Here is a 22,819-nt window from a genome sequence, read left to right as displayed (position 1 = left end):
CGTCGGCCCGCTGTTCCTGCTCAACGCGGTCGCGGGGTTCGTGCTCGGTCTGCTCGTGCTGGTCTGGCGCCACTGGCTGCCGCTGCTCGGGGCGATCGGCTTCTCGGTCGCGACGCTCGGCGCGTTCTACCTCTCGACGACGGTCGGGTTCTTCACCGTGAACGAGACGGTCGGCGGGGTCCAGCAGGTCACGGCCGCGGTGAGCGAGTGGGTCGCGCTGGTCGGCGCGCTGCTGGCTCTCGTCGTCGAGCGACGACGGGCCTCGGGCAGGTCCAGAAAGGCCGCCTGAACTGCACCGATATTGCTTGTGATGATCTTCACAAGGGAGCTTCGTCCGGTGTGCCGGACCTTGCGCGAGCGGCCCCGAACACGCTCGGATACGGTCGAAGGACCGGACACCACCGGACGCGAAGCGCGTCCCGTCGCGCCTCGTCGCGCCTCGTCGACGAACGGCTCGACCCCGCCCCGGTGTCCGCTCCTGGAGGAGAGACATGAGCACCATGAAGGCAGCCGTCGTCCACACGTTCGCCGAGCCGCTCACGATCGACGAGATCGAGATCCCCACCCCCGGACCCCTCGAAGCGCTCGTCAAGGTCGACTACACCGGCGTCTGTCACACCGACCTGCACGCAGCCCACGGCGACTGGCCCGTCAAGCCGTCCCCGCCGTTCGTGCCGGGCCACGAGGGCGTCGGCACCGTCGTCGCGGTCGGCGACCAGGTCACGCGCGTCAAGGTCGGGGACAAGGTCGGCAACGCCTGGCTGTGGAGCGCGTGCGGCGAGTGCGAGTACTGCGAGACCGGGTGGGAGACCCTCTGCCCGCACCAGAAGAACGGCGGCTACTCGGTCGACGGCTCGTTCGGCCAGTACATGCTCGTCGACTCACGCTATGCCCCGATCATCCCCGAGGGCGTCGAGGACGCAGCCGTGGGGCCGATCCTGTGCGCGGGCGTCACGGTCTACAAGGGCCTCAAGCAGACCGACACCCAGCCCGGCGAGTGGGTCCTGATCTCGGGCATCGGCGGACTCGGGCACATCGCCGTCCAGTACGCCGTGGCCATGGGGCGCCGCGTCGCCGCGGTCGACGTGGACGACGAGAAGCTCGCCCTGGCGCGCAAGCACGGCGCCGAGGTCACGGTCAACGCGGCCACGTCGGCCGACCCCGCGGCCGAGATCCAGGAGAAGACCGAGGGCGGCGTGCACGGAGCCCTCGTGACCGCGGTCAACGCCCACGCGTTCCCGCAGGCCGTCGGCGCGCTGCGCCGCGGCGGCACGGTCTCCCTGGTCGGGCTGCCGCCCGAGAAGTTCCCGCTCGACATCTTCACGACGGTCCTCTTCGGCCTCACGGTCCGCGGCTCGATCGTCGGGACGCGCAAGGACATGGCCGAGGCGCTCGACTTCTTCGCGCGCGGCAAGGTCAGCCCGACCTACACCGTGCGCCCGCTGAGCGACGTCAACGACATCTTCAGCGAGATGGAGAAGGGCAAGATCGACGGCCGCGTCGTCATGGACATGCACTCCTGACGAGGCTCGTGCGGGGCTGCCCGCCCACCCTGCCCGGCCCCGCGGCCCGGTGCCGTTCGACGGAACGGCACCGGGCCGCGCTCGTGGCACACCGCCGCACCTGGGCACCGGGCCTGTGCACCGAGCACGCGGTGTCCCACCCTGCGCCTACGATCGCTGGGTGACCTCGTTCCCCCGTGACCAGCACGACCCGTACGCCGACCTCCCTCCCGACTTCGCGTCGGAGCCGCCTGCCGACCTGTACGACGAGCCCCCGGTCCCCGACGACACGGGGGCCGCGCCACGACGCGCGTCCGTCGGCGCGAGCGCCGCTCGCCCGTCGCCGACCGCGGCGGAGCCCGCTGCCGCCCCGACGCCGGGTGCCACAGCCGACGCCGTCTCGGCGGCCGACGCCGCGCGGCTCGCCAAGGTCGCCATGCTGCGCGGTCTCCTCGAGGGCAAGGACCTGCGCGAGGAAGCCGAGACCGCGCTGCGCTCGCTCGTCGGTCGCGACGACGCGAAGCTGCGCGACGACCAGTGGCTCGCGATCGAAGCCCTGGTCGCGTTCCGCCGTCGGGCCCTCGTGGTCCAGCGCACCGGGTGGGGCAAGTCGGCCGTCTACTTCGTCGCGACCTCGCTGCTGCGCTCGCGCGGCGCGGGGCCCACGGTCATCGTCTCGCCTCTCCTGGCCCTGATGCGCGACCAGATCTCGGCCGCGGCCCGCGCCGGGATCCGCGCCGTGACGATCAACTCGTCGAACATGACCGAGTGGGACGACGTGCACGCCGCGATCGCCGCGGGCGAGGTCGACGTCCTGCTCTGCTCGCCCGAGCGGCTCAACAACCCCGGCTTCCGCGACGAGGTGCTCCCCCGGCTCGCTGCCGACGCGGGCCTCGTGGTCATCGACGAGGCGCACTGCATCTCGGACTGGGGCCACGACTTCCGTCCCGACTACCGCCGCATCCGCACCCTCCTCGCGGACCTGCCGCCGGGCATCCCGGTGCTCGCCACGACCGCGACCGCCAACGAGCGCGTGACCGCCGACGTCGCCGAGCAGCTCGGGGTCACGGGCGCGTCGGTCGGCCACGGCGCGGCCGGCGCCCCGGCGGCTGCCCCCGGTGACGCCGCCGCCGGGGCGCCCGCCGGCCCGCGCGAGGACGTGCTCGTGCTGCGCGGCGGTCTCGACCGCGAGTCGCTGCACCTGGCCGTGCTCAACCTGCCGGACCAGCCCAGCCGCATCGCGTGGCTCGCCGAGACGCTCCAGGACGTCGACGGCTCGGGGATCGTCTACTGCCTCACGGTCTCGGCCGCCGAACAGGTCGCGAGCCAGCTGCGAGCGACCGGGCTGGCCGTGGCCGCGTACACGGGCCAGACCGACACGACCGAGCGCGAACAGCTCGAGGCCGACCTCAAGGAGAACCGGGTCAAGGCGCTCATCGCGACCTCGGCGCTCGGCATGGGCTTCGACAAGCCGGACCTCGCGTTCGTCGTGCACCTGGGCGCCCCGTCGTCGCCCATCGCGTACTACCAGCAGGTCGGTCGTGCCGGGCGTGGCGTCGACAGCGCGGTCGTGGTGCTGCTGCCCGGCGAGGAGGACCGGCGCATCTGGGAGTACTTCGGCTCGCTCGCGTTCCCCGCCGAGCGTCAGGTCCGCGAGACCCTCGCAGCCCTCGAGGCGGGCGGCGGGACGCAGTCGGTCGCGGCCCTCGAGACCCAGGTCGACCTCAAGCGCTCGCGCCTCGAGACCATGCTCAAGGTCCTCGACGTCGACGGCGCGGTCCGTCGCGTCAAGGGCGGCTGGGTCTCGACCGGTCAGCCCTGGGTCTACGACGCCGACCGCTACGCGCGCGTCGAGCAGACCCGGCTCGCCGAGCAGCGCTCCATGATCGACTACGAGGCCACGAGCGGCTGCCGCATGGCGTTCCTGCGCGCGACCCTCGACGACCCCGAGCTCGAGCCGGGCTGGACGTGCGGCCGGTGCGACCGCTGCGGCGGCGTGGACCTGCCCGCGGCACCCGACGCCGAGGCCGTCTCCGCGGCGCGCGCCGACATGGACCGCCCGGGCGTCGAGGTCGTGGCCCGTCGCCAGTGGCCCACGGGCCTCGACCGGATGGGACTTGACCTCAAGGGACGCCTGTCCCCCGAGGAGCTCGCGTCCCCGGGCCGAGCCGTCGCGCGCCTCGACGGGCTCGGATGGTCGGGTCCGCTGCGTGAGCTCTTCGCCCCCGGTGTGCCCGACGGCGAGACCCCCGTCGCGCTGCGTCGCGCGGCAGCGCGCGTGCTCGACGAGTGGGACGCGCTGTACGCGCCCGCCGCCACGGACGGTGAGACCGCCGGGACCGGCGATGCTGTCGACGACGCCGCGGCGGCTGCCGGGACCGACGCTCCCGCGCGCCGCCTCCTGCTCGACGGCGTCGTGTCCGTGCGGTCGGCCACGCGCCCGCACCTGGTCCAGCACCTGGCGGGCGGGCTCGCGCGCTACCTCGACCGGCCGCTCGTCGGCTCGGTCGGTCCTGTGCCGGGCCGTGAGCAGCCCGGCCGACACGACGTGAACTCGGCCATGCGCCTGGCCGGGGTCGTCGAGCGTCTGGGGCTCGAGCTCTCGGGCCCCGCGATGGCGGGGCTCGCAGGACGCCGCATCCTCCTGGTCGACGACTACACCGACTCGGGCTGGACCCTCACGGTCGCCGCCCGCCTCCTGCGCCAGGCAGGAGCCGCGGCGGTCTACCCGTTCGTGCTCGGGGTGCGCTGACGCCCTGCGCGCGACGAGAGCGGGGCGCGGTCCGGAGACATGTTCCCCGGTCCGCGCCCCGCTCTCGTCGTCGAGGTGCTGCGTCTACTGGAAGCGTGCCTTGATGGCCTCACCGTGCGCGGGCAGGTCCTCGTCGTTGGCCACGGCCACGATGCGGTCGGCCAGCTCCTGGAGCGCGTCGGCCGAGTACTCCACGACCTGGACCGCGCGCAGGAAGCTGTGCACCCCGAGGCCGCTCGAGTAGTGCGCGCACCCGCCGGTCGGCAGGACGTGGTTCGAGCCCGCCATGTAGTCGCCCAGAGGCACCGGCGAGTAGGGACCGACGAAGATCGCGCCAGCGCTCTGCACGCGCTCGGCCACGGCCGCGGCGTCGGCCGTCTGGATCTCGAGGTGCTCGGCACCGTACGAGTCCACGACGTCGAGACCCTGCTCCAGGTCGTCGACCACGATGATCGCCGACTGCGGCCCGGACAGCGCCTGGGCCACGCGCGCCGCGTGCTTGGTCTCGGGGACGAGGTCCACGAGCCGGGCGTCCACGGCGGCCGCGAGCTCGACCGAGGGCGTCACGAGGACCGCCGCGGCGTCGGGGGTGTGCTCGCCCTGGCTGATGAGGTCGAGCGCGACGTGCGTCGGGTCCGCGCCGCCGTCCGCGAGGACCGCGATCTCGGTGGGGCCGGCCTCGGAGTCGATCCCGACGACACCGCGCACGAGCCGCTTGGCGGCCGCGACGTAGATGTTCCCCGGGCCCGTGATGACGTCGACCGGCTCGCACAGGTAGTCGCCGTCCTGCGGCTCGCTGCCCGCGGCACCGTAGGCGAACATGCCGATCGCCTGCGCCCCGCCGACTGCGTAGACCTCCTGGACCCCCAGCAGCGCGCACGCCGCGAGGATCGTGGGGTGCGGCAGGCCGTCGTTGTCGCGCTGCGGCGGGGAGGCGACCGCGAGCTCGCGCACGCCGGCCTCCTGCGCCGCGACGACGCTCATGATGACCGACGACGGGTAGACCGCGATCCCGCCGGGCACGTAGAGGCCCACGCGACGCACCGGGATCCAGCGCTGACGGACCTGCGCCCCCGGGGCCAGGTCGACCGCGAACGGCTGAGGGCGCTGGGCGGCGTGCACCGTGCGGACTCGGCGGATCGCCTCCTCGAGGCCGTCGCGCACGAGCGGGTCGAGCGTCTCGAGCGCCTGGGCCATGCGCTCTGCCGGGACCCGCAGGTGGACCGGACGCACGCCGTCGAACCGCTCGGAGAGGTCACGCAGCGCCGAGGCGCCGTGCAGGCGGACCTCGTGCAGGATCGGGGCGACCTTCTCCGCGGCGTCCTCGACGCCGATCTCCGGACGAGGCAGGATCTCCGTGAGCTCACGGGGAGACAGGGAACGACCACGCAGGTCGATGCGATTGATCACCGACCCATCGTAGGCCGGGCCGCGAGCCCACCTCCAGGCCATTCAGCAGGTGGTCAGTTCTCCGACGGGTCCCGGACGCGAGAGAATGGGTGCATGACCACGACACCCACGGTGGAGATCACCGACGACGTCATCCGACTCGGCCAGTTCCTCAAGCTCGCGAGCCTCGTCGAGTCCGGCGCCCACGCCCGCGACCTCATCTCCGAGGGAGAGGTCAAGGTCAACGGAGAGGTCGACACCCGCCGTGGCCGCCAGCTCCGCAAGGGAGACGTCGTGACGGTCGACGTCCCGACCGGCGAGATCGGCGCGATCGTCGGCTGACGGACCCGCGCGTCCCGTCCGGCGGACCGGACCGGGCGCGCGTGGGGCCCCGGCCGCTCCCTGGCCGGGGTGATCTCGGTCGGCGCACGACCCGGCCCCTCGCCGGGCACCCGCTCAGGACGTGCCCCGCACCTCAGGCGTCTCAGAACGCCATGTAGCTCGAGCTCATGACCTTGTCGGCGACGATCCGCAGGACCACACGACGAGGGTTGACCCGCGGCTCCTTGTAGCGCTTGGTGTACCGGCGCACGGCCTCGGCGACCTCGTCCGGGTCGCGCGAGACCGAGACGGTGCCCTCGAGCGTGATCCACCGACCACCCTCGACCTGGCAGACCGCTGCGCGCGGGTGCGCGCCGTCGGGCGTGAGCCGCTCGGCGTTGAGCGCCTTGACCGACGTGTCGTTCGTGGTGATGCGCACGACCCCTGCCTCGGGGTCCCACGTGAAGCCCACGGGGACGACGTGCGGGCTGCCGTCCTCGCGGAGGGTGGTCAGGGTCGCCAGGTGGCGCTCGGTCACGAACACGCGCTGCTCAGGGGTCAGGTGGATCACGACGGCGAGTCTACGTCGGCTCGGCGGAGGGGCCCGCCTGCCGGGACGACTCCTCGGACACACCGGGCGCGCGACGTGGCCCGCGGTCGGACGCCCGGCCGGACGGCACGCGGGACGGCCCAGCCCGCGGGCCAGGCCGTCCCCTGTCAGCCGCCGGTCACACCGTGAGGCAGCTCGGGCCGAGCAGGGCCTTGAGGTCGCCGTACAGCGCGGGGCTCTTCTCGACCCGCAGGGTGTCCTCGAGGCGCATGACCTTGGTGCGTCCGGGGCTCGTGAGCTTGAGGTGGACCTCTGTCACGCCGGGGTGCGTCGAGAGGATCTCGCGCAACCGCTCGACCACGGGCTGGGTGCAGCGGGACTCGGGCAGGCTCACGAGCACCGGGGTCTCGGCGACCGTCGAGATGTCCGGGAGCGAGACCTCCATGGCCTGGAGCTGCATGGTCTCGTCCCGGCGCCGCACGCGGCCGCGGAGCACCACGACCTGGTCCTCGGCGAGGATCGTCGAGTACGCGAGATAGGTCTCTCCGAAGAACATGACCTCGACCCCGCCCTCGAGGTCCTCGATCGTGACCGCGGCCCACGGGTTGCCGTTCTTGCTCATCTTGCGCTGGAGCGAGGTGATCAGCCCGGCGATCACGACGGTCGACCCGTCGGGGCGCGCCTCGTCGGCCATGAGTGCGGCGATCGAGGTGTCGGCCGCGCGCGTCAGGACGTGCTCGAGCCCCGACAACGGGTGGTCCGAGACGTACAGGCCCAGCATCTCGCGCTCGAACGCGAGGCGCTGCTTCTTGTCCCAGTCCGGGATGTCAGGAACGTCGACGCTGAACGACATGGCGGGGTCCTCGGCACCCAGGTCCGCGAAGAGGTCGAACTGCCCCTTGGCCTCCTCGCGCTTGACGCTGATGACAGAGTCCACGGCCTGCTCGTGCACCACGAGCAGCGCACGTCGCGCGTGGTCGAGCGAGTCGAACGCTCCCGCCTTGATGAGCGACTCGATGGTCCGCTTGTTGCAGACCACCGCGGGCACCTTGTCGAGGAAGTCGGTGAAGGAGCCGAACCTCCCCTTGTCCTCGCGCGTCGCGACGACCGCGTCGACGACGTTGGCGCCGACGTTGCGCACCGCGGTCAGGCCGAAGCGGATGTCCTTGCCGACGGCCGTGAAGTTGGCCGACGACGAGTTGACGTCCGGCGGGAGGACCGTGATCCCCATGCGGCGGCACTCGTTGAGGTACAGGGCCGACTTGTCCTTGTCGTCGCGCACGCTCGTGAGCAGCGCGGCCATGTACTCGGTCGGGTAGTTGGCCTTGAGGTACGCGGTCCAGTACGAGACGACGCCGTACGCCGCGGAGTGCGCCTTGTTGAACGCGTAGTCCGAGAACGGCAGCAGGATGTCCCACAGCGTCTTGACCGCGGCCATCGAGTAGCCGCGCTCCTTCATGCCGTTCGAGAAGCCCTCGAACTGCTTGTCCAGCTCGGACTTCTTCTTCTTGCCCATGGCGCGGCGCAGGATGTCGGCCTGGCCGAGCGAGTACCCGGCGACCTTCTGCGCGATGGCCATGACCTGCTCCTGGTACACGATCAGGCCGTACGTGGTCCCCAGGATGTCCTCGAGGGCTTCCTCGAGCTCGGGATGGATGGGGGTGACCTCCTGCATCCCGTTCTTGCGCAGCGCGTAGTTGGTGTGGGAGTTCGCTCCCATGGGGCCGGGGCGGTAGAGCGCGCCCACGGCCGAGATGTCCTCGAAGTTGTCGGGGCGCATGAGCTTGAGCAGCGTCCGCATGCCGCCGCCGTCGAGCTGGAACACGCCCAGGGTGTCGCCGCGGCCCAGGAGGTCGTACGTCTTGGGGTCGTCGAGCGTGAGCGCCTCGAGCTCGACCGGGTCCTTGCCGTTCATCACGATGTTCTCGAGCGCGTCGTCGAGGATCGTGAGGTTGCGCAGCCCCAGGAAGTCCATCTTGATCAGGCCGAGGCCCTCGCACGTGGGGTAGTCGAACTGCGTGATGACCGCGCCGTCCTGGAGGCGGCGCATGATCGGGATGATGTCGATGAGCGGCTCGCTCGACATGATGACGCCGGCCGCGTGCACGCCCCACTGACGCTTCAGCCCCTCGATGCCCTTGGCGAGCTCGACGACGCGCTGCGCGTCGGGGTCCGCGGAGTGGATCTGGCGGAACTCGTCGGCCTCGTTGTAGCGCTTGTCGTCCGGGTTGAAGATCCCCGTGAGCGAGATGTCCTTGCCCATGATCGCGGGCGGCATCGCCTTGGTGAGCTTCTCCCCCATGGCGAAAGGGAACCCGAGGAGGCGCGAGGAGTCCTTGAGCGCCTGCTTGGCCTTGATGGTGCCGTACGTGACGATCTGCGCGACGCGGTCCTCGCCGTACTTCTCGGTGACGTAGCGGATGACCTCGCCGCGCCGGCGCTCGTCGAAGTCGACGTCGAAGTCGGGCATGGACACGCGGTCCGGGTTGAGGAAGCGCTCGAAGATCAGGCCGTGCTGCAGCGGGTCGAGGTCCGTGATGCGCATCGCGTAGGCCGCCATGGACCCCGCTCCCGAGCCACGGCCGGGCCCCACGCGGATGCCGTTGTCCTTGGCCCAGTTGATGAAGTCGGCGACGACGAGGAAGTACCCCGGGAAGCCCATCTGGACGATGACCTGGGTCTCGTACTCGGCCTGCTTGCGCACGGCGTCCGAGATCCCGTCCGGGTAGCGGTAGTGCAGGCCCTTCTCGACCTCCTTGATGAACCAGGAGGTCTCGTCCTCGCCCGGGGGGCAGGGGTAGTTGGGCATGTAGTTGGCCGAGGTGTCGAAGCTGACCTCGCACTGCTCGGCGATGAGCAGGGTGTTGTCGCAGGCCTCGGGCAGCTCTTTCCAGATGTGCCGCATCTCGGCTGCGGACTTCACGTAGTAGCCGTCGCCGTCGAACTTGAAGCGGTCGGGGTCGGCGAGCGTGGAGCCGGAGTTGATGCACAGCAGCGCCTCCTGGGAGTGGCTGTCCTCCTTCTTCACGTAGTGCAGGTCGTTGGTCGCGACCAGCGGGGCCCCGATGGTCTCCGAGAGCCGCAGCAGGTCCTTGATGACCCGGCGTTCGATGTCGAGCCCGTGGTCCATGAGCTCGATGTAGAAGTTCTCCTTGCCGAACACGTCCTGGAGCTCGCCGGCGGCCTGCACGGCCGCGTCCCACTGGCCGAGCCGCAGCTTGGTCTGGATCTCGCCCGACGGGCAGCCCGAGGACGCGATCATGCCCTTGCCGTAACGCTCGAGCAGGTCACGGTCCATGCGGGGCCACTTGCCCATCTGGCCGTCGAGCGACGCGAGCGAGCTGGCCCGGAAGAGGTTGTGCAGCCCTTCGTTGTTGCGGGCCCACATCGTCAGGTGCGTGTACGCGCCGCGGGCCGAGACGTCGTCGGACTCCTGGCCCTTCTCGCCGAACCGGACGCGCGTCTGGTCGAACCGGCTGGTGCCGGGCGTGACGTACGCCTCGACGCCGATGATGGGCTTGATGCCCGCCTGGGTCGCCTTGGACCAGAAGTCGAACGCCCCGAAGATGTACCCGTGGTCCGTGGTCGCGATGGCCTTCTGCCCCAGTCGCGCGGTCTCCTCGAAGAGGTCTCCGAGTCGCGCGGCGCCGTCCAGCATCGAGTACTCGGTGTGGACGTGGAGGTGGACGAAGTCGTCGGACTTCTGGGTGCTTCCAGGGGTGGCGGCAGACGGCATGCGACGAGTCTAGATCGAGCCACCCACGCCTCTCGGCGTGTCGCGTGCCGGTGACCGCGTGTGCCTTCTCTCAGGACGGCCCGACGGCGCCACGGGCCTCGCGCGGTCGGCGCTCCAGGGCGCGGACCGGCCGGCGAGGGGCGGGCACGTCGAGTGGCTGGCGCCCGGTCCTGGCCCGGCGCCTGCCTCAGCCGTGCGAGCGGAGCGTCTTCGCGGCGTCCCGGTGGTCGATCCCCGCGTCGAGGTACACGGGCCCGTACACCTCGTAGCCGAGGCGCTCGTAGAACCCCGTGGCCTGCGTCTGGGCACTGAGCTCGATCCGCACGGCCCCGTCCGAGGCGTGCTCGGCGAGCGCGACTTCCTCGAGCGCACGCATCACGGCGGCTCCCGCGCCGGTCCCCCGGGCGCGGCGCGCGACGGCCACGCGCCCGATGTGCACCTCGCCGGGGTGCGCGGGGTCCGTGAGCAGGCGTCCCGTCCCGACGACGGCCCCCTCCCCGGGGGCCCGGCCCGCGCGGACGAGGACGTGCGTGGTCGTGGGGGCGAAGTCGGCGTCGTCGATCTCCTCGGCGAGCGGTACCTCCTGCTCGCCCACGAAGACCTCGAGGCGCAGCGCGTGCGCCTCCTCGAGCTGCGCGGGCGTCGTGACCCGCTCGGTCGTCAGCACGGCGTGCTCCCCTCGATGTCCTGGTGGCCCCGGGCGGACCGGGCCGTCGCGGTGATCAGGAGTACGCCCCGCGGACGACCTCGAGCGCGTGCGCCAGGTCCTGCGGGTACTCGCTCGTGACCTGCGTCCACTGCCCCGTCGACGGGTGCTCGAACCCGAGCTGGACCGCGTGCAGCCACTGCCGCGAGAGCCCGACCTTCTTGGCCAGCACCGGGTCCGCCCCGTACGTCACGTCACCCACGCAGGGGTGGCGCAGCGCCGAGAAGTGCACGCGGATCTGGTGGGTCCGGCCGGTCTCGAGGTGCACCTCGACGAGCGAGGCCGCCGGGAGCATCTCGAGGACCTCGTAGTGGGTCACCGAGGGCTTGCCCTCGGCCACGACCGCGAACTTGTAGTCGGCAGAGGGGTGGCGCCCGATGGGCGCGTCGATGGTGCCCGTGGTGGGCTCGGGGTGTCCCTGGACCAGCGCGTGGTAGACCTTCTCGACCGTGCGCTCCTTGAAGGCACGCTTGAGGACCGAGTACGCGAGCTCGCTCTTGGCGACGACCATGAGCCCCGAGGTGCCGACGTCGAGCCGGTGCACGATCCCTTGCCGCTCGGCCGCCCCCGACGTGGAGATCCGGTAGCCCGCGGCGATCAGGGCGCCGACGACCGTCGGTCCCGTCCAGCCCGGCGACGGGTGGGCCGCGACGCCCACGGGCTTGTCGATGACCACGACGTCGTCGTCGTCGTACACGATCTTCATGCCCGGGACGGGCTCGGCGACGATCTGCACGGCCGACGTGTCGGGCTCGTCGGGGATCTCGACCTCGAGCCAGGCCCCGGCGACCAGGCGGTCGGACTTGCCGACCTCCCGTCCGTCGACACGGACGCCGCCGTCGGCCGCGATCTCGGCCGCGCGCGTGCGCGAGAGGCCCAGCAGGCGAGCCAGGGCAGCGTCGACGCGCTCGCCCGCCAGCCCGTCGGGCACCGGGAGGGCACGGACCTGCGCCATCAGGACACCGTCCTCGTGCTGGGAGCGTCCGGGCCGTCGGCCGCGTCGCTCTTCTCGGGCGCGGCCTCGGTCTGGTCCGCCGCAGCGGGCGCCGCCTCGCCCTCGCCCGAGTGGCGCTGCCCGTCGATGCCGATGCCCTGGATCGAGAGGATCGCGATCATCACCGCGGCCCCCACGACCGCGATGTCGGCGACGTTCCCGATGAACAGGTCGCCGTACCCGATGAAGTCGACCACGTGCCCCTGCGCGACGCCGGGCGCACGGAAGATCCGGTCGATGAGGTTGCCCAGCGCGCCACCCAGCAGCAGCCCGAGCGCGACCGCCCAGCCCCGCGAGCCGATCTTGCGCATGCTCCGCAGGATGAACACGACCACGACCGTGACGACGATCGTCAGGATCCAGGTGTACCCCGAGCCGATCCCGAGCGCCGCCCCTTCGTTGCGGATGAACGTGAGGTGGAGCCACCTCCCGAGGAGCTCGATGGTCGGCTCACCCTCGAGCTTCGCGACGGCCCAGATCTTGGTGGCCTGGTCGACCAGGATCACGAGGACCGCGAGCACCGCGACCCACACGACGAGGCGCTTCGAGGAGACGGTCGCGCGTTCCGGGACGGCTGTGGAGGGGGCTGCTGACGTGCCGTCGGCGCCGCCCTCGGACGGGTCGGCGGGCACGGGCTGCTGGGGAGAGGGAGTCGATGGCATCGGCGGCAAGTCTGCCATGTCCGGCCGGCTCCCCACGATCCGGTGACGACGACGGCCGCCGTCCCCTCGGGACGGCGGCCGTCGTGTGCTGCAGGTGGGACCGTCAGCGGCGCTCCTCGCGCTGCTTGGCCTCGACCGAGAGGTTCGCCCGCGGGTAGGCCTGCAGGCGCGCCTTGCCGATCGGGAGCCCGGTCGCCTCGCACGTCGCGTAGGTACCGGCTGCGAGCCGGTCCAGAGCGTGCTTGGTCTGCTCGAGCAGGTCGCGCGTGTTGTTCACGAGCGTGAGCTCCTGCTCGCGCTCGAGCGCGCTGGACCCGGAGTCGGCCTGGTCGTCGCCGGCACCGTCCCCCGAGTTCCGCAGGAGCTCCGAGAGCTCCTGGTCCGCCTCGGCGAGCTCGCGCTCGAGACGGTCGCGCTCCTCGAGCAGGGTCGCTGCCTGCTCCTCCGCCTCCTTGAGCGTCCACGGCTCCTCGCCGTCACGCACGGGGAAGGACTTGACGTCGCGAGCTAGGTGCGGGAACTGCTGACGTACTGCCGCGCGCGTCGCGGTACTGAGCTTGGTCATGTCGCCCCTCCGGTTCGAGTTGCGGTGAGAGTAGACGCCGCCTGCCGGTACGCACAACGCACCACGCCGGAGGACCCGGGTGGTGCGTCGTGACGGACCGACCAGCGGCGTGACCTCGAGGTCCGCACGCCTGGTGTGATCGTCTGCCAGGTGGCAGGCGGACTAGATGCCCGCGCTCAGGTCGCTCGAGCGACCTGCGCCGGAGCCGCTGCGCGGCGGGAGAGCACTGCCTCGGTTGTCGAGATCCCCCATGAGGTTCTGGAGGTAGCTCTTGAGACGCGTGCGGTAGTCGCGCTCGAAGAGCCGCAGCTCGTCGATCTTGCGCTCGAGGAGCGAACGCTCCTGCTCGAGCTGGGAGAGCGTGCGGTGCGAGGTCTCCTCCGCCTCCTGCACGATCCGGGTGCCCTCTTCCTTGGCTTCCGCGATGAGGCGGTCACCCTCCTGCTGGCCCGAGCGCACGTAGTCGTCGTGCAGCTTCTGAGCGAGCTGGAGCATGCCGGTCGCGGACTCGGGCTCGCCGTTCAGCTTGCCGGTGACCGCGGCCGAGATCGGCGCGACCGGAGCGGGCTCGGGTGCCACCGGGGCATCCACCACGACCGGCTTGGCCGGACCCGAGGCGTCCGCGCGGCTGAGCTCTGCGACGCGTCGCTCTGCTGCAGCCAGCTTGGTCTTGAGGTCGTCGTTCTCCTCCTGCACGGAGTTGAGCGTCCTCACCACCTCGTCCAGGAAGTCATCGACCTCTTCGACGTCGTATCCTTCGCGGAACTTCGTCGCGGAGAACTTCTTGTTCAGGATGTCCTCTGCTGTCAGCAGTGCCATCGTCTCACCTCAATGCGTTTGCGCCGTCAGTCCGAGCGATCTCGAGATCGCCACAGTCCAAAGTAGCGGAGATTGTCAGAGGAGGCGGCCTCGCCCGGTGCCCGTCCAACGGGTACCGGCGTCAAGATCGCCGTGTTGTCAGTTTTCTACGTGTTTGGAGGAGCCCTCAGAAACTGAGATACCTCAAGAACTGTGCCAAGAACGACACCGCGAGGAACAGCACGATGAATGCGAGGTCCAACCGCACCTGCCCGAGGGTCAGCGGCGGGATGACCTTGCGCAGGGCACGCAGCGGCGGGTCCGTCAGCGTGTAGATGGCCTCGGCCAGGACGAGCATGACGCCGCGTGGACGCCAGTCCCGGGCGAAGACCTGCACCCAGTCGAAGACCACGCGGCCGATCAGCACGATGAGATAGAGACCGAGGACGAATGCCAGCAGATCGAAGACGAATGTCACGGGGTCAACTGTGCCAGATCCTGCGGTCAGCTCTGGTTGTAGAAGCCGGCCCGGGTCACGGGAGGCTCCGGGGTCTGCTCCTCGCCGGTGATCTCGACGTGCTCGGGCGAGAGCAGGAAGACCTTGTTGGTCACCCGCTCGATGGCACCGTGCAGACCGAAGATGAGCCCGGCGGAGAAGTCGACCAGGCGCTTGGCGTCGGCGTCGTCCATGTCGGAGAGGTTCATGATGACCGGCGTGCCACCGCGGAAGGCTTCCCCGATGACGCGGGCGTCGTTGTAGGAGCGCGGGTGCACGGTCGTGATCCGGCGCAGCTCTGCGGCTGACATGCTCGTCTGGGGTACCTCTCGTGGGGCGACCGTGCGGTGCAGTGGGGTCACCTGAGCCTGGTAGTCGTGCGGCACGTCGGCCCCCAAGTCGTCGTACTCGTCGATGAACTCTTCCTGCTCGTCCTCGCCTCGATCATCAGCGAGGCCCAGGTAAAGCATGGTCTTGCGAAGCGCTCCGGCCATCGCCCTCTCTCCGTCCTCATGTCGACTGCTGGTTCCGTGCTTTGCACGCTAGCCCAGCCCCGGAGACGGGCAGGATGCGACACGCCCGGGAAAGGTCAACAGGCTCGAGGGTGAGAAACCGCACGTCCGCACCGCACGCAGGGTCATCCGAGGGCCACGACCCCGGCGAACCGGCCCGTCGTGACGCCGTCACGGGTCGCGAGTCGGTGCGAGTAGAACCGGTGGTCCTCGAGCGTGCAGATCCCGGTCGAGAAGACCTCCGTGACCCCGGCCGCGCGCAGGTCGGCGACGACCCCGGCAGGCAGGTCGAGCGCGGGCGTGCCCCATCTGGTCGTGGACGCGGTGGCCGGACGTCGGGACGCGACCTCGTCGCGCAGGTCCGCGGGCACCTCGTAGCAGCGCCCGCACGCGGAGGGTCCGACGACGGCGCGCAGCGTCTCGGGCCGCGCGCCCTGGGCGACGAGCGCCTCGAGCACGGTCCCGACGACCCCTCCGGCCAGCCCTTGACGGCCCGCGTGCGCGACCCCGACCACTCCGGCACCGGCGTCCGCGAGGAGCACCGGGACGCAGTCGGCCACGAGCACCCCGAGCCCCAGACCGGGCGCGGCCGTGACGAGCGCGTCGTACTCACCGCAGGTCTCGGCCCCCGCGCCCCGCTCGCTCCGCGCAGCCCGGTCCTCGCCCGAGAGGACGCGCACCCCGGTCCCGTGCACCTGGGTCCCGAAGACGAGCGGTGCCCCGAGCCACCGGCCGACCGCCTCGCGGTGGACCAGGACCCGCTCGGCGTCGTCCTGGACCCCCAGCCCGAGGTTGAGGCCGTCCCACGGCGCGGGCGAGGTCCCCCCGGCACGGGTCGTGAACGCAGCACGCACCCCCGGACCGAGGTCGACCTCGAGAACCGGGGGTGCGGGCAGTGCAGGATCGAGCACGGTGCTACTTGAGGAAGTCGGGGACGTCGAGCTCCTCGACCTTGCGACGGACGGGCTCCTCGTCGTAGAGACGAGGCACCTCGACCTGCGCCGACCGCTCGGCCGCGGGCTGCTCCGCGTTCTGGTTGTCCTCGGTGGGGACGACGCTGAACGTCGGGATCGCCGCCGGGTAGCCTGCCGAGACCTGGGCCGCTCCACCTCCGAAGGTGACCGGCACGTCGTCGGGCTCCGAAGCGATGGGGACGACCGGGCGGGGCAGCGTGTGGCTGCCCGTGGTGGTCGGCACCGCGACGGGGCGCTGCGCCTGGACGGGCTGCGCAGGCTGCGCCGCGGGCGCTCCGGCGAGCTGCCCAGGAGCACGCGAGTCCTTGCGGACCTGGGGCGTGCCGCCGTCGAACCCTGCGGCGATGACGGTCACGCGGACCTCGTCGCCGAGGGCGTCGTCGATCACGGCACCGAAGATGATGTTCGCCTCGGTGTGCGCAGCCTCGTGGACCAGTCGCGCGGCCTCGTTGATCTCGAAGAGACCGAGGTCCGAGCCGCCCTGGATCGACAGCAGGACGCCGTGGGCGCCGTCGATGCTGGCCTCGAGCAGCGGCGAGGAGATCGCGAGCTCCGCGGCCTGGACCGCGCGGTCCTCGCCCCGTGCCGAGCCGATCCCCATGAGGGCGCTGCCCGCTCCCTGCATGACCGACTTGACGTCGGCGAAGTCGAGGTTGATCAGACCCGGGGTCGTGATGAGGTCGGTGATGCCCTGGACGCCCGAGAGCAGGACCTGGTCCGCCGAGTGGAACGCGTCGAGCGCCGAGACGCTGCGGTCCGACATCGACAGGAGCCGGTCGTTCGGGATGACGATGAGGGTGTCGACCTCGTTGCGCAGGGCCTCGATCCCCTGGTCCGCCTGGACCGAGCGGCGCCGGCCCTCGAACGTGAAGGGCCGCGTGACGACACCCACGGTCAGGGCTCCCAGCGACCGCGCGATGCGCGCGACGACCGGCGCGCCACCCGTGCCCGTCCCGCCGCCCTCGCCCGCCGTGACGAAGACCATGTCGGCGCCGCGCAGGACGTCCTCGATCTCCTCGGCGTGGTCCTCGGCGGCCTTCTTGCCGACCTCGGGATCGGCACCGGCACCCAGCCCACGCGTGAGCTCGCGCCCGACGTCGAGCTTGACGTCCGCGTCGGACATCAGCAGCGCCTGCGCGTCGGTGTTGATGGCGATGAACTCGACGCCCTTGAGACCGACCTCGATCATCCGGTTGACGGCGTTCACGCCACCACCGCCGATGCCGACCACCTTGATCACTGCTAGGTAGTTCTGCGGAGTTGCCACGTCAATGCCTCTCGATCCTGTAGCCCTCAACCTTCACCCTCAACTAGAGGGTTATAGTTATGTCAGGTTGTGCTGTGTCGACGGTAGGTGCCCGTCCTGGTCCTATCAACGACCCGCCCGCGCGTGTCGGCGAAAACCTGCTGGGTGGGCCATGTCTCACCCCTGCCGTACTGCATGAGTTCTTCGACTCACGTCCGTCGAGCCCGTGGCCCGGCGACCGGGCCCCGGCGCCGGTCGCCACGGTCATCGGGTGATCGGCATCGTGGGCGCGGACACGTCGTAGAGCGTCGCGCCCTGGTTCTCCGGCAGCGACCTCAAGGTCTGCAGCACCTTGACCTTGAGGGCTGCGTCCTCGCCGTTGCCCCACTCCACGACCGCCCCGTCACGCAGCGTCATCTCGACCGCGTCCTGCGTCTCCGCCGTGACCTCGGCGACCTCGGCCCGCAGCTCGGGCGGGAGCGCGTTGAGCACGATGCGCGCGGCACGCAACGACCTGGCCCCCTTCTCGTCGAGGCTCACCCCGATCTCGGGGATCCCCTCGGGCACCTCCTCGACCGTCAGCACCTGGACGCCGTCGCGGTCGAGCAGGACGTAGGCCCCCTCGTGCGGCACCGCCGCGACGGGCTCCCTCGACTCGAGGGTCACGCTCAACCCGTCGGGCCACTCGCGCAGGATCGTGGCGTCGCGCACACCGTTGAGGGACAGGATCTGCTCGCGCAACCCGATCGTGTCGACACGGGGCAGCGGCACGCCCGCGACCCCTGACACGATCTGCTGCACCTGTGCGACGTCGATCACGGTCCCCTCCCCCGTGATCTCGACCTTCGCGGGGTCCGTGCCGAGGACCGGGGAGAACAGGGCGACCCAGACGACGGCCGCGACCGCGACCACCGAGGCGACCCAGATCAGGATCGTGCGCCGCACGCGGTGGCGACGCATGGCCGCCTTCTCCGCGAGCCGGTCGGCCATGCCCGTCGAGACGACCCGGTCGGTCGGTCGCGCCGTCGACCTGGTGGCCGACGGGCCCCCTGACGGCCTCACCGGGACCTGTCCCGTCGCAGGACGGGTACCCGAGGTCCGGGGCGCAGGACGTGACGATCCGACCGGGACGAGGTCCTGCCCCCGGAGCTCGAGGGGCTGCGTGAGGGTCTCGTCCTGACCGGCACGGGCTGGACGGGTTCCCCGTCGGGTGTCGTGGCGGGCATCGTGGTCACGTACCGCCTCGTCCGCGGCGGACTCCTCGACGGGAGCCACCCGCTCCGCACCGGGGCGCGCCTGCGGGTCCCGTGCCCCCCGAGCCGCCGGTCGGGGAGTCGCAGGACGCGGCCGGGACGGCGGTCTCATCAGCCCTCGGCCTCCGGGACCGTCCCGTCGCCGTCCCCGGCGGGCGCACCCGCCAGGAGAGCGTCGAGGATCACGGCCCCGAGCTCGGTCACGTCGCCCGCCCCGACCGTGAGGACCAGGTCACCGGGCCGCGCGGCCGCCGCGACGGCACGCGCGGCCTCGACGCGGTCCTCGATGCCGCGCGCGGCGCCGGCGGGCATCCGGTCCACGATCGTCCACGAGCCCGTCTCCGGGTCGAGGTCCTCGCGCGCCGCATAGACGCCCGTCACCACGACGTCGTCCGCGAGCGCGAGAGCGTCGGCGAACTCCTGCGCGAACAGCCGCGTCCGGGAGAACAGGTGCGGCTGGAACAGGACCAGGACACGTCCCCCGGCAGCCACGGGTCGAGCAGCCGTCAGGAGCGCGGCGACCTCGGTCGGGTGGTGGGCGTAGTCGTCCACGACCCGCACCCCGCGGGCCTCGCCCTGCGCCTCGAACCGTCGGCCGGTACCCAGGAACTCGCCGACCCCCGCGACAGCCTGCTCCGCGGGAACGCCCAGGAGGAGGGCCGTCGCGACGGCCGCCGCGGCGTTCAGGGCGTTGTGCGCGCCCGGGACCTGCAGGCGCAGCTCGAACGGCCCGGTGGTCGCGCCGGCCGGGCCCACGCCCGACGCACCCCCCGCGACGGTGAGCCGGGCGGCCACCCCCGCGGCGCCGTCGGGCCGGACGTCCGTGAGCAGCACGTCGCTGCCCGGCGTCGTCCCGTACGTGACGACCCTGCCACCCGCCGCCCGGTGCGCCCGCGCGAGCGCGAGCGCCCCCGGGTCGTCGGCGCACGCGACCAGGTGGCCGCCGGGCACGATGCGGGCCGCGAAGTCCACGAAGGCCTGCTCGAACGCCTCGCGGGACCCGTAGTGGTCCAGGTGGTCGGGCTCGACGTTCAGCACGACCGCGATGGTCGGCGCGTAGTTGAGGAACGAGCCGTCGGACTCGTCGGCCTCGGCGACCAGCACGTCGCCCGCGCCCAGCCGACCGCCCGGGATCGCACCGTCGCTCGTGATGACCGAGCCGCCGATCGCGAACGACGGGTCGAGCCCCGCGGACCGCAGGGTCGTCGCGATCATGGCCGACGTCGTGGTCTTGCCGTGCGCGCCCGCGACCGCGACCGAGCGACCCTGCGCCATGAGCGCGGCGAGCACCTCCGAGCGGTGCAGCACGCGCAGTCCCGCGGCACGCGCCGCGACCAGCTCCGGGTTGTCGGGACGGACCGCGCTCGACAGGACGAGCGTGTCCGCGCCCTCGACGTTCGCGGCCGCGTGCCCGACGTGCACCGGGACCCCGTCCGCACGCAGCGCCTCGACCACGGCGCTGCCCTTGGCGTCCGACCCCTGCACGCGCACCCCGCGGGCCGTGAGCAGACGGGCCACGACCGACATGCCCGCGCCGCCGATACCGATCAGGTGGACCGTCCCGAGCTCCGCGAGCACCGGAGGCACCGACGGGGCCGACGGCTCCGACGAACCGTCGGCCGTCATCGGGACACCCCCGCCGCCTTCTCGACGAGGTCCGCGACGCGTGCCGTCGCGTCCTGCATGCCCGCGCGCGACGCGAGCGCCGCCATGGTCCGCAGCCGCTCGGCGTCGCTCACGAGGCCGGGGAGGTTCGTGGTCACCCAGGCCGAGGTGAACGCGTCGTCGTCGACCAGGATCCCGCCACCCGCCCGGACCAGCGGCGCGGCGTTCAGGCGCTGCTCGCCGTTGCCGATCGGCAGCGGCACGTACACCGCGGGGATGCCCAGGGCAGCGAGCTCGCTGACCGTCCCCGCGCCCGAGCGGCACACGACCAGGTCGGCGACCGCGTACGCCAGGTGCATCGCCGACAGGTACTCGCGCACGTCGTAGCCGGGCAGACCGCCCACGACCTCGCGCACCGCGTCGGCCTTGCCCTTGCCCGTCAGGTGCAGGACCTGCGCACCCGTCGCGAGGACGGCGCGCGCCGCGCCGGCGAACGCCTCGTTGACGCTCTGCGCGCCCAGCGAACCACCCGTGACGACCACGGTCGGGCGCGCCGGGTCGAGCCCGAGCGCGGCCGCGGCGTTGGTCCGGACCGTCGCCGCGTCGACCGAGCGGTCACGGATCAGGTCCGCGATCTCCCAGCGCAGCGGCAGGCCCGTGACGATGCCGCCCTTGAGCGGCGTGCCGTCGAACGTGACGGCCACGTACTCGGCCCACCGCGCGCCGGCACGGTTGGCCAGGCCGGGTCGGGCGTTCTGCTCGTGGATCACGATCGGCACCCCGCGGCGGTGCGCCGCGAGGTAGGCGGGCGTCGAGACGTATCCCCCGAAGCCCACGACGACCTCTGCCCGGGTCTCGTCGATCACGGCCCCGGCGGCCTCCACGGCCGACTTGAGCTTGCCCGGCAGGGCGACCCACTCGCCGCTCGGGCGCCGCGGCAGCGGCACCTTGGGCACGAAGCGCAAGGGGTACCCGCGCGCCGGGACCAGGTCGGCCTCGAGGCCGCTCTCCGTCCCGAGCACCGTGACGACCGCCCCGGGGTTGCGCTCGCGCAGCTCGTCCGCCACCGCGAGCAGCGGGTTCACGTGACCCGCCGTCCCGCCGCCTGCGAGCACCACCGAACCGAGAGAAGAACTCACCACGTACCTCGTCACCTGTCCTTGCTGTTGCTGTCGTCCCCGGAGGACCCGGGGGCCGAGAAGTTCTGGGGCCGCCGCTCGCCCACGGGCTCACGGCAGGGCCTGGTCATCGGGCCTGGGCGCGCCGACGCCCCGGCAGGGCGCGACGCCCTGCCTGCCCGACGACGGCGAGCGACTTGCGCACGACGCTCCCCCGGGCGGCGAACGCCTCCTTGGCGCCTGGCTCGTTGCGCGCGAACGAGATCACGACGCCGAGGGCCGCCATGGTCGTGATCAGCGCCGACCCGCCCGAGGAGACGAGCGGGAGCGGCACCCCGATGACCGGGATCACCCCGATGACCACGCCGATGTTGATGAACGCCTGACCCACGATCCAGCACGCGATGCCCGCGGTCGTGATCTTGACGAACGGGTCGGGGTGGCGGCGGATCACCCGGCTCATGGCCAGCCCGAGCACCGCGAACAGGGCGAGGACCAGGAGCGTTCCGAGCAGTCCGAGCTCCTCGCCGATGACCGAGAAGATGAAGTCGTTGTGGGCCTCGGGCAGGTAGCTCCACTTCTCGCGGCTCGCGCCGAGCCCGACCCCGCCGAACCCGCCCGTGCCCAGCGCCCACAGGCCGTGGACCGTCTGGTAGCAGACGCTCGAGCCCGCGTTCGCGTCCGAGGTGTCGCACACGTTCGTGTACGTCGCGAGGAGCCGGTTCATGCGGTTCGCGTTCTGCTGCATCGCGACGAACCCGACCACGACCACGACGGCCGCGCAGGCCCCCGCCAGGGCGAGGAGCTTCCAGTCGACTCCCGCGACGAAGAACGCCCCCGCCACGAGGATGAGGATCACGAGCATGGTGCCCAGGTCGTGCCCCGCGAGCACGAGCCCCATGACCAGGAGCGCGCCGGGGACCGCGGGCACGATCGCGTGCTTCCACGAGCCCAGCAGGTGCTGCTTGCGCCCGAGCACGACACCCAGCCAGACCGCGAGAGCGAGCTTGGCGGGCTCCGAGGGCTGCACGAAGAACGACCCGAAGTTGATCCAGTTCAGGTTGCCGTTGACCTCGTGGCCGAGCGGGCTGAAGATCATGAGCTGGAGGCACAGGGAGAAGATGAGCAGCGGCCACGCGCCGTGCCGGTACACGCTCGTGGGGAGCCTGCTCGCGACGAGCAGCACGGGCAGACCGATGAGCGCGTACTGCGCCTGGGTCAGGAACGCGCCGTAGGGCGACTTTCCCGCCGCGATCTCCGTGATCGCCGAGCTCGAGAGCACCATGACGAGGCCGATGATCGCGAGCAGGGTGGTCGCACCGACGAGCAGGTAGTAGCTCGTCACGGCACTGTCCCACTGGCCGAGCCACGCGCGCTCGCTCGACGCAGGCCTGGCCGGACGCGGCCGAGGACGCGGTGTGCGGGTCCGCCGGGTGGTCCCGCCCTTCGTGGGGAGGCCGGTCGTCGCGGTCGTGGTCGGCCGCGCACCGGTCGCGGGACGCGCCCCGGAGGGCGTCGAGCCGGTCGTCGTCCGAGCAGCCGGGCTCTTGGCGCGTGGCGTGCCCGCGGTGCTCGCCCGGGAGGAGCCCGCCGCCGAGCGCTGCGCAGGCCCGCGCCCGCTCGTCGTCTGGGCCACCGGA

Annotated in this window: 20 protein-coding genes; 4 read left to right on the top strand and 16 right to left on the bottom strand. The window is 71.8% G+C overall.

The genetic code is table 11. The features are described from left to right. The 3 genes from OERS_RS21505 to OERS_RS08560 form a co-directional block, all read left to right on the top strand. A partial coding sequence (locus OERS_RS21505) for a hypothetical protein (protein WP_169834203.1) occupies positions 1-289 on the top strand: 289 nt, incomplete at its 5' end. Positions 290-491: 202 nt separating this feature from the next. Continuing rightward, entirely contained in the window at positions 492-1,523 is a 1,032-nt protein-coding gene (gene adhP, locus OERS_RS08565; protein ID WP_068625445.1) for an alcohol dehydrogenase AdhP, read from the top strand. Positions 1,524-1,938: 415 nt separating this feature from the next. Then, complete coding sequence (locus OERS_RS08560; protein WP_068625457.1) at positions 1,939-4,254, top strand: DEAD/DEAH box helicase; 2,316 nt, start codon at positions 1,939-1,941, stop codon at positions 4,252-4,254. A gap of 84 nt (positions 4,255-4,338) precedes the next feature. Here the strand turns inward: OERS_RS08560 and hisD are convergent, their stop codons facing one another. Beyond that, positions 4,339-5,664, bottom strand: coding sequence for a histidinol dehydrogenase (gene hisD / locus OERS_RS08555; protein WP_056761978.1), 1,326 nt, complete (start codon positions 5,662-5,664; stop codon positions 4,339-4,341). A 93-nt stretch (positions 5,665-5,757) separates the two neighbouring features. Here hisD and OERS_RS08550 point away from each other — a divergent pair, with 93 nt between their 5' ends. Next, positions 5,758-5,985, top strand: coding sequence for an RNA-binding S4 domain-containing protein (locus OERS_RS08550; protein ID WP_056648870.1), 228 nt, complete (start codon positions 5,758-5,760; stop codon positions 5,983-5,985). A 142-nt stretch (positions 5,986-6,127) separates the two neighbouring features. Here the strand turns inward: OERS_RS08550 and OERS_RS08545 are convergent, their stop codons facing one another. The 15 genes from OERS_RS08545 to OERS_RS08475 form a co-directional block, all read right to left on the bottom strand. Continuing rightward, positions 6,128-6,535: a pyridoxamine 5'-phosphate oxidase family protein gene (locus OERS_RS08545; RefSeq protein ID WP_056761982.1), complete on the bottom strand. Its 408-nt coding sequence runs from the start codon at positions 6,533-6,535 to the stop codon at positions 6,128-6,130. A gap of 157 nt (positions 6,536-6,692) precedes the next feature. Then, positions 6,693-10,250, bottom strand: coding sequence for a DNA polymerase III subunit alpha (dnaE, locus tag OERS_RS08540; protein ID WP_068625444.1), 3,558 nt, complete (start codon positions 10,248-10,250; stop codon positions 6,693-6,695). A 187-nt stretch (positions 10,251-10,437) separates the two neighbouring features. Further along, positions 10,438-10,917 carry a GNAT family N-acetyltransferase gene (locus OERS_RS08535; protein ID WP_068625443.1) on the bottom strand — a complete coding sequence of 160 codons (480 nt, stop codon included), beginning with the start codon at positions 10,915-10,917 and terminating at the stop codon, positions 10,438-10,440. A 55-nt stretch (positions 10,918-10,972) separates the two neighbouring features. Further along, on the bottom strand, positions 10,973-11,911 hold the full coding sequence (locus OERS_RS08530) for an RluA family pseudouridine synthase (protein ID WP_056761986.1): 939 nt from the start codon (positions 11,909-11,911) through the stop codon (positions 10,973-10,975). After that, positions 11,911-12,612, bottom strand: a complete 702-nt coding sequence (locus tag OERS_RS08525; RefSeq protein WP_248948471.1) for a signal peptidase II — start codon at positions 12,610-12,612, stop codon at positions 11,911-11,913. Before OERS_RS08525 ends, OERS_RS08530 begins: the two co-directional genes overlap by 1 nt. Positions 12,613-12,715: 103 nt before the next feature. Continuing rightward, positions 12,716-13,177, bottom strand: a complete 462-nt coding sequence (locus tag OERS_RS08520; RefSeq protein ID WP_056648860.1) for a TraR/DksA family transcriptional regulator — start codon at positions 13,175-13,177, stop codon at positions 12,716-12,718. 162 nt (positions 13,178-13,339) lie between these two features. Beyond that, on the bottom strand, positions 13,340-13,996 hold the full coding sequence (locus tag OERS_RS08515) for a DivIVA domain-containing protein (RefSeq protein ID WP_056648858.1): 657 nt from the start codon (positions 13,994-13,996) through the stop codon (positions 13,340-13,342). Positions 13,997-14,162: 166 nt separating this feature from the next. Beyond that, entirely contained in the window at positions 14,163-14,453 is a 291-nt protein-coding gene (locus OERS_RS08510) for a YggT family protein (RefSeq protein ID WP_056648856.1), read from the bottom strand. A 26-nt stretch (positions 14,454-14,479) separates the two neighbouring features. After that, positions 14,480-14,965 carry a cell division protein SepF gene (locus OERS_RS08505; protein WP_056648854.1) on the bottom strand — a complete coding sequence of 162 codons (486 nt, stop codon included), beginning with the start codon at positions 14,963-14,965 and terminating at the stop codon, positions 14,480-14,482. Positions 14,966-15,108: 143 nt separating this feature from the next. Further along, entirely contained in the window at positions 15,109-15,894 is a 786-nt protein-coding gene (locus OERS_RS08500; RefSeq protein WP_248948469.1) for a polyphenol oxidase family protein, read from the bottom strand. Positions 15,895-15,898: 4 nt separating this feature from the next. Beyond that, the gene (gene ftsZ / locus OERS_RS08495; RefSeq protein ID WP_056648852.1) at positions 15,899-17,224 is read right to left on the bottom strand and encodes a cell division protein FtsZ; all 1,326 of its coding nucleotides are present in this window, start codon (positions 17,222-17,224) and stop codon (positions 15,899-15,901) included. 243 nt (positions 17,225-17,467) lie between these two features. Next, complete coding sequence (locus tag OERS_RS21975) at positions 17,468-18,163, bottom strand: cell division protein FtsQ/DivIB (RefSeq protein WP_248948467.1); 696 nt, start codon at positions 18,161-18,163, stop codon at positions 17,468-17,470. Between the two features lie 404 nt (positions 18,164-18,567). Next, complete coding sequence (murC, locus tag OERS_RS08485) at positions 18,568-20,082, bottom strand: UDP-N-acetylmuramate--L-alanine ligase (protein WP_068625440.1); 1,515 nt, start codon at positions 20,080-20,082, stop codon at positions 18,568-18,570. Then, positions 20,079-21,200, bottom strand: a complete 1,122-nt coding sequence (gene murG, locus OERS_RS08480) for an undecaprenyldiphospho-muramoylpentapeptide beta-N-acetylglucosaminyltransferase (RefSeq protein ID WP_409365920.1) — start codon at positions 21,198-21,200, stop codon at positions 20,079-20,081. The genes murC and murG overlap by 4 nt, the downstream gene beginning before the upstream one ends. Before the next feature lie 106 nt (positions 21,201-21,306). Next, complete coding sequence (locus tag OERS_RS08475) at positions 21,307-22,815, bottom strand: peptidoglycan glycosyltransferase FtsW (protein WP_083201323.1); 1,509 nt, start codon at positions 22,813-22,815, stop codon at positions 21,307-21,309. Positions 22,816-22,819: the final 4 nt, after the last annotated feature.

This window comes from Oerskovia enterophila (assembly GCF_001692445.1).
Lineage (GTDB): Bacteria > Actinomycetota > Actinomycetes > Actinomycetales > Cellulomonadaceae > Oerskovia > Oerskovia enterophila.
Note: the sequence above shows the minus strand (reverse complement) of the source record. Positions and strands in the feature narration are given on the sequence as shown.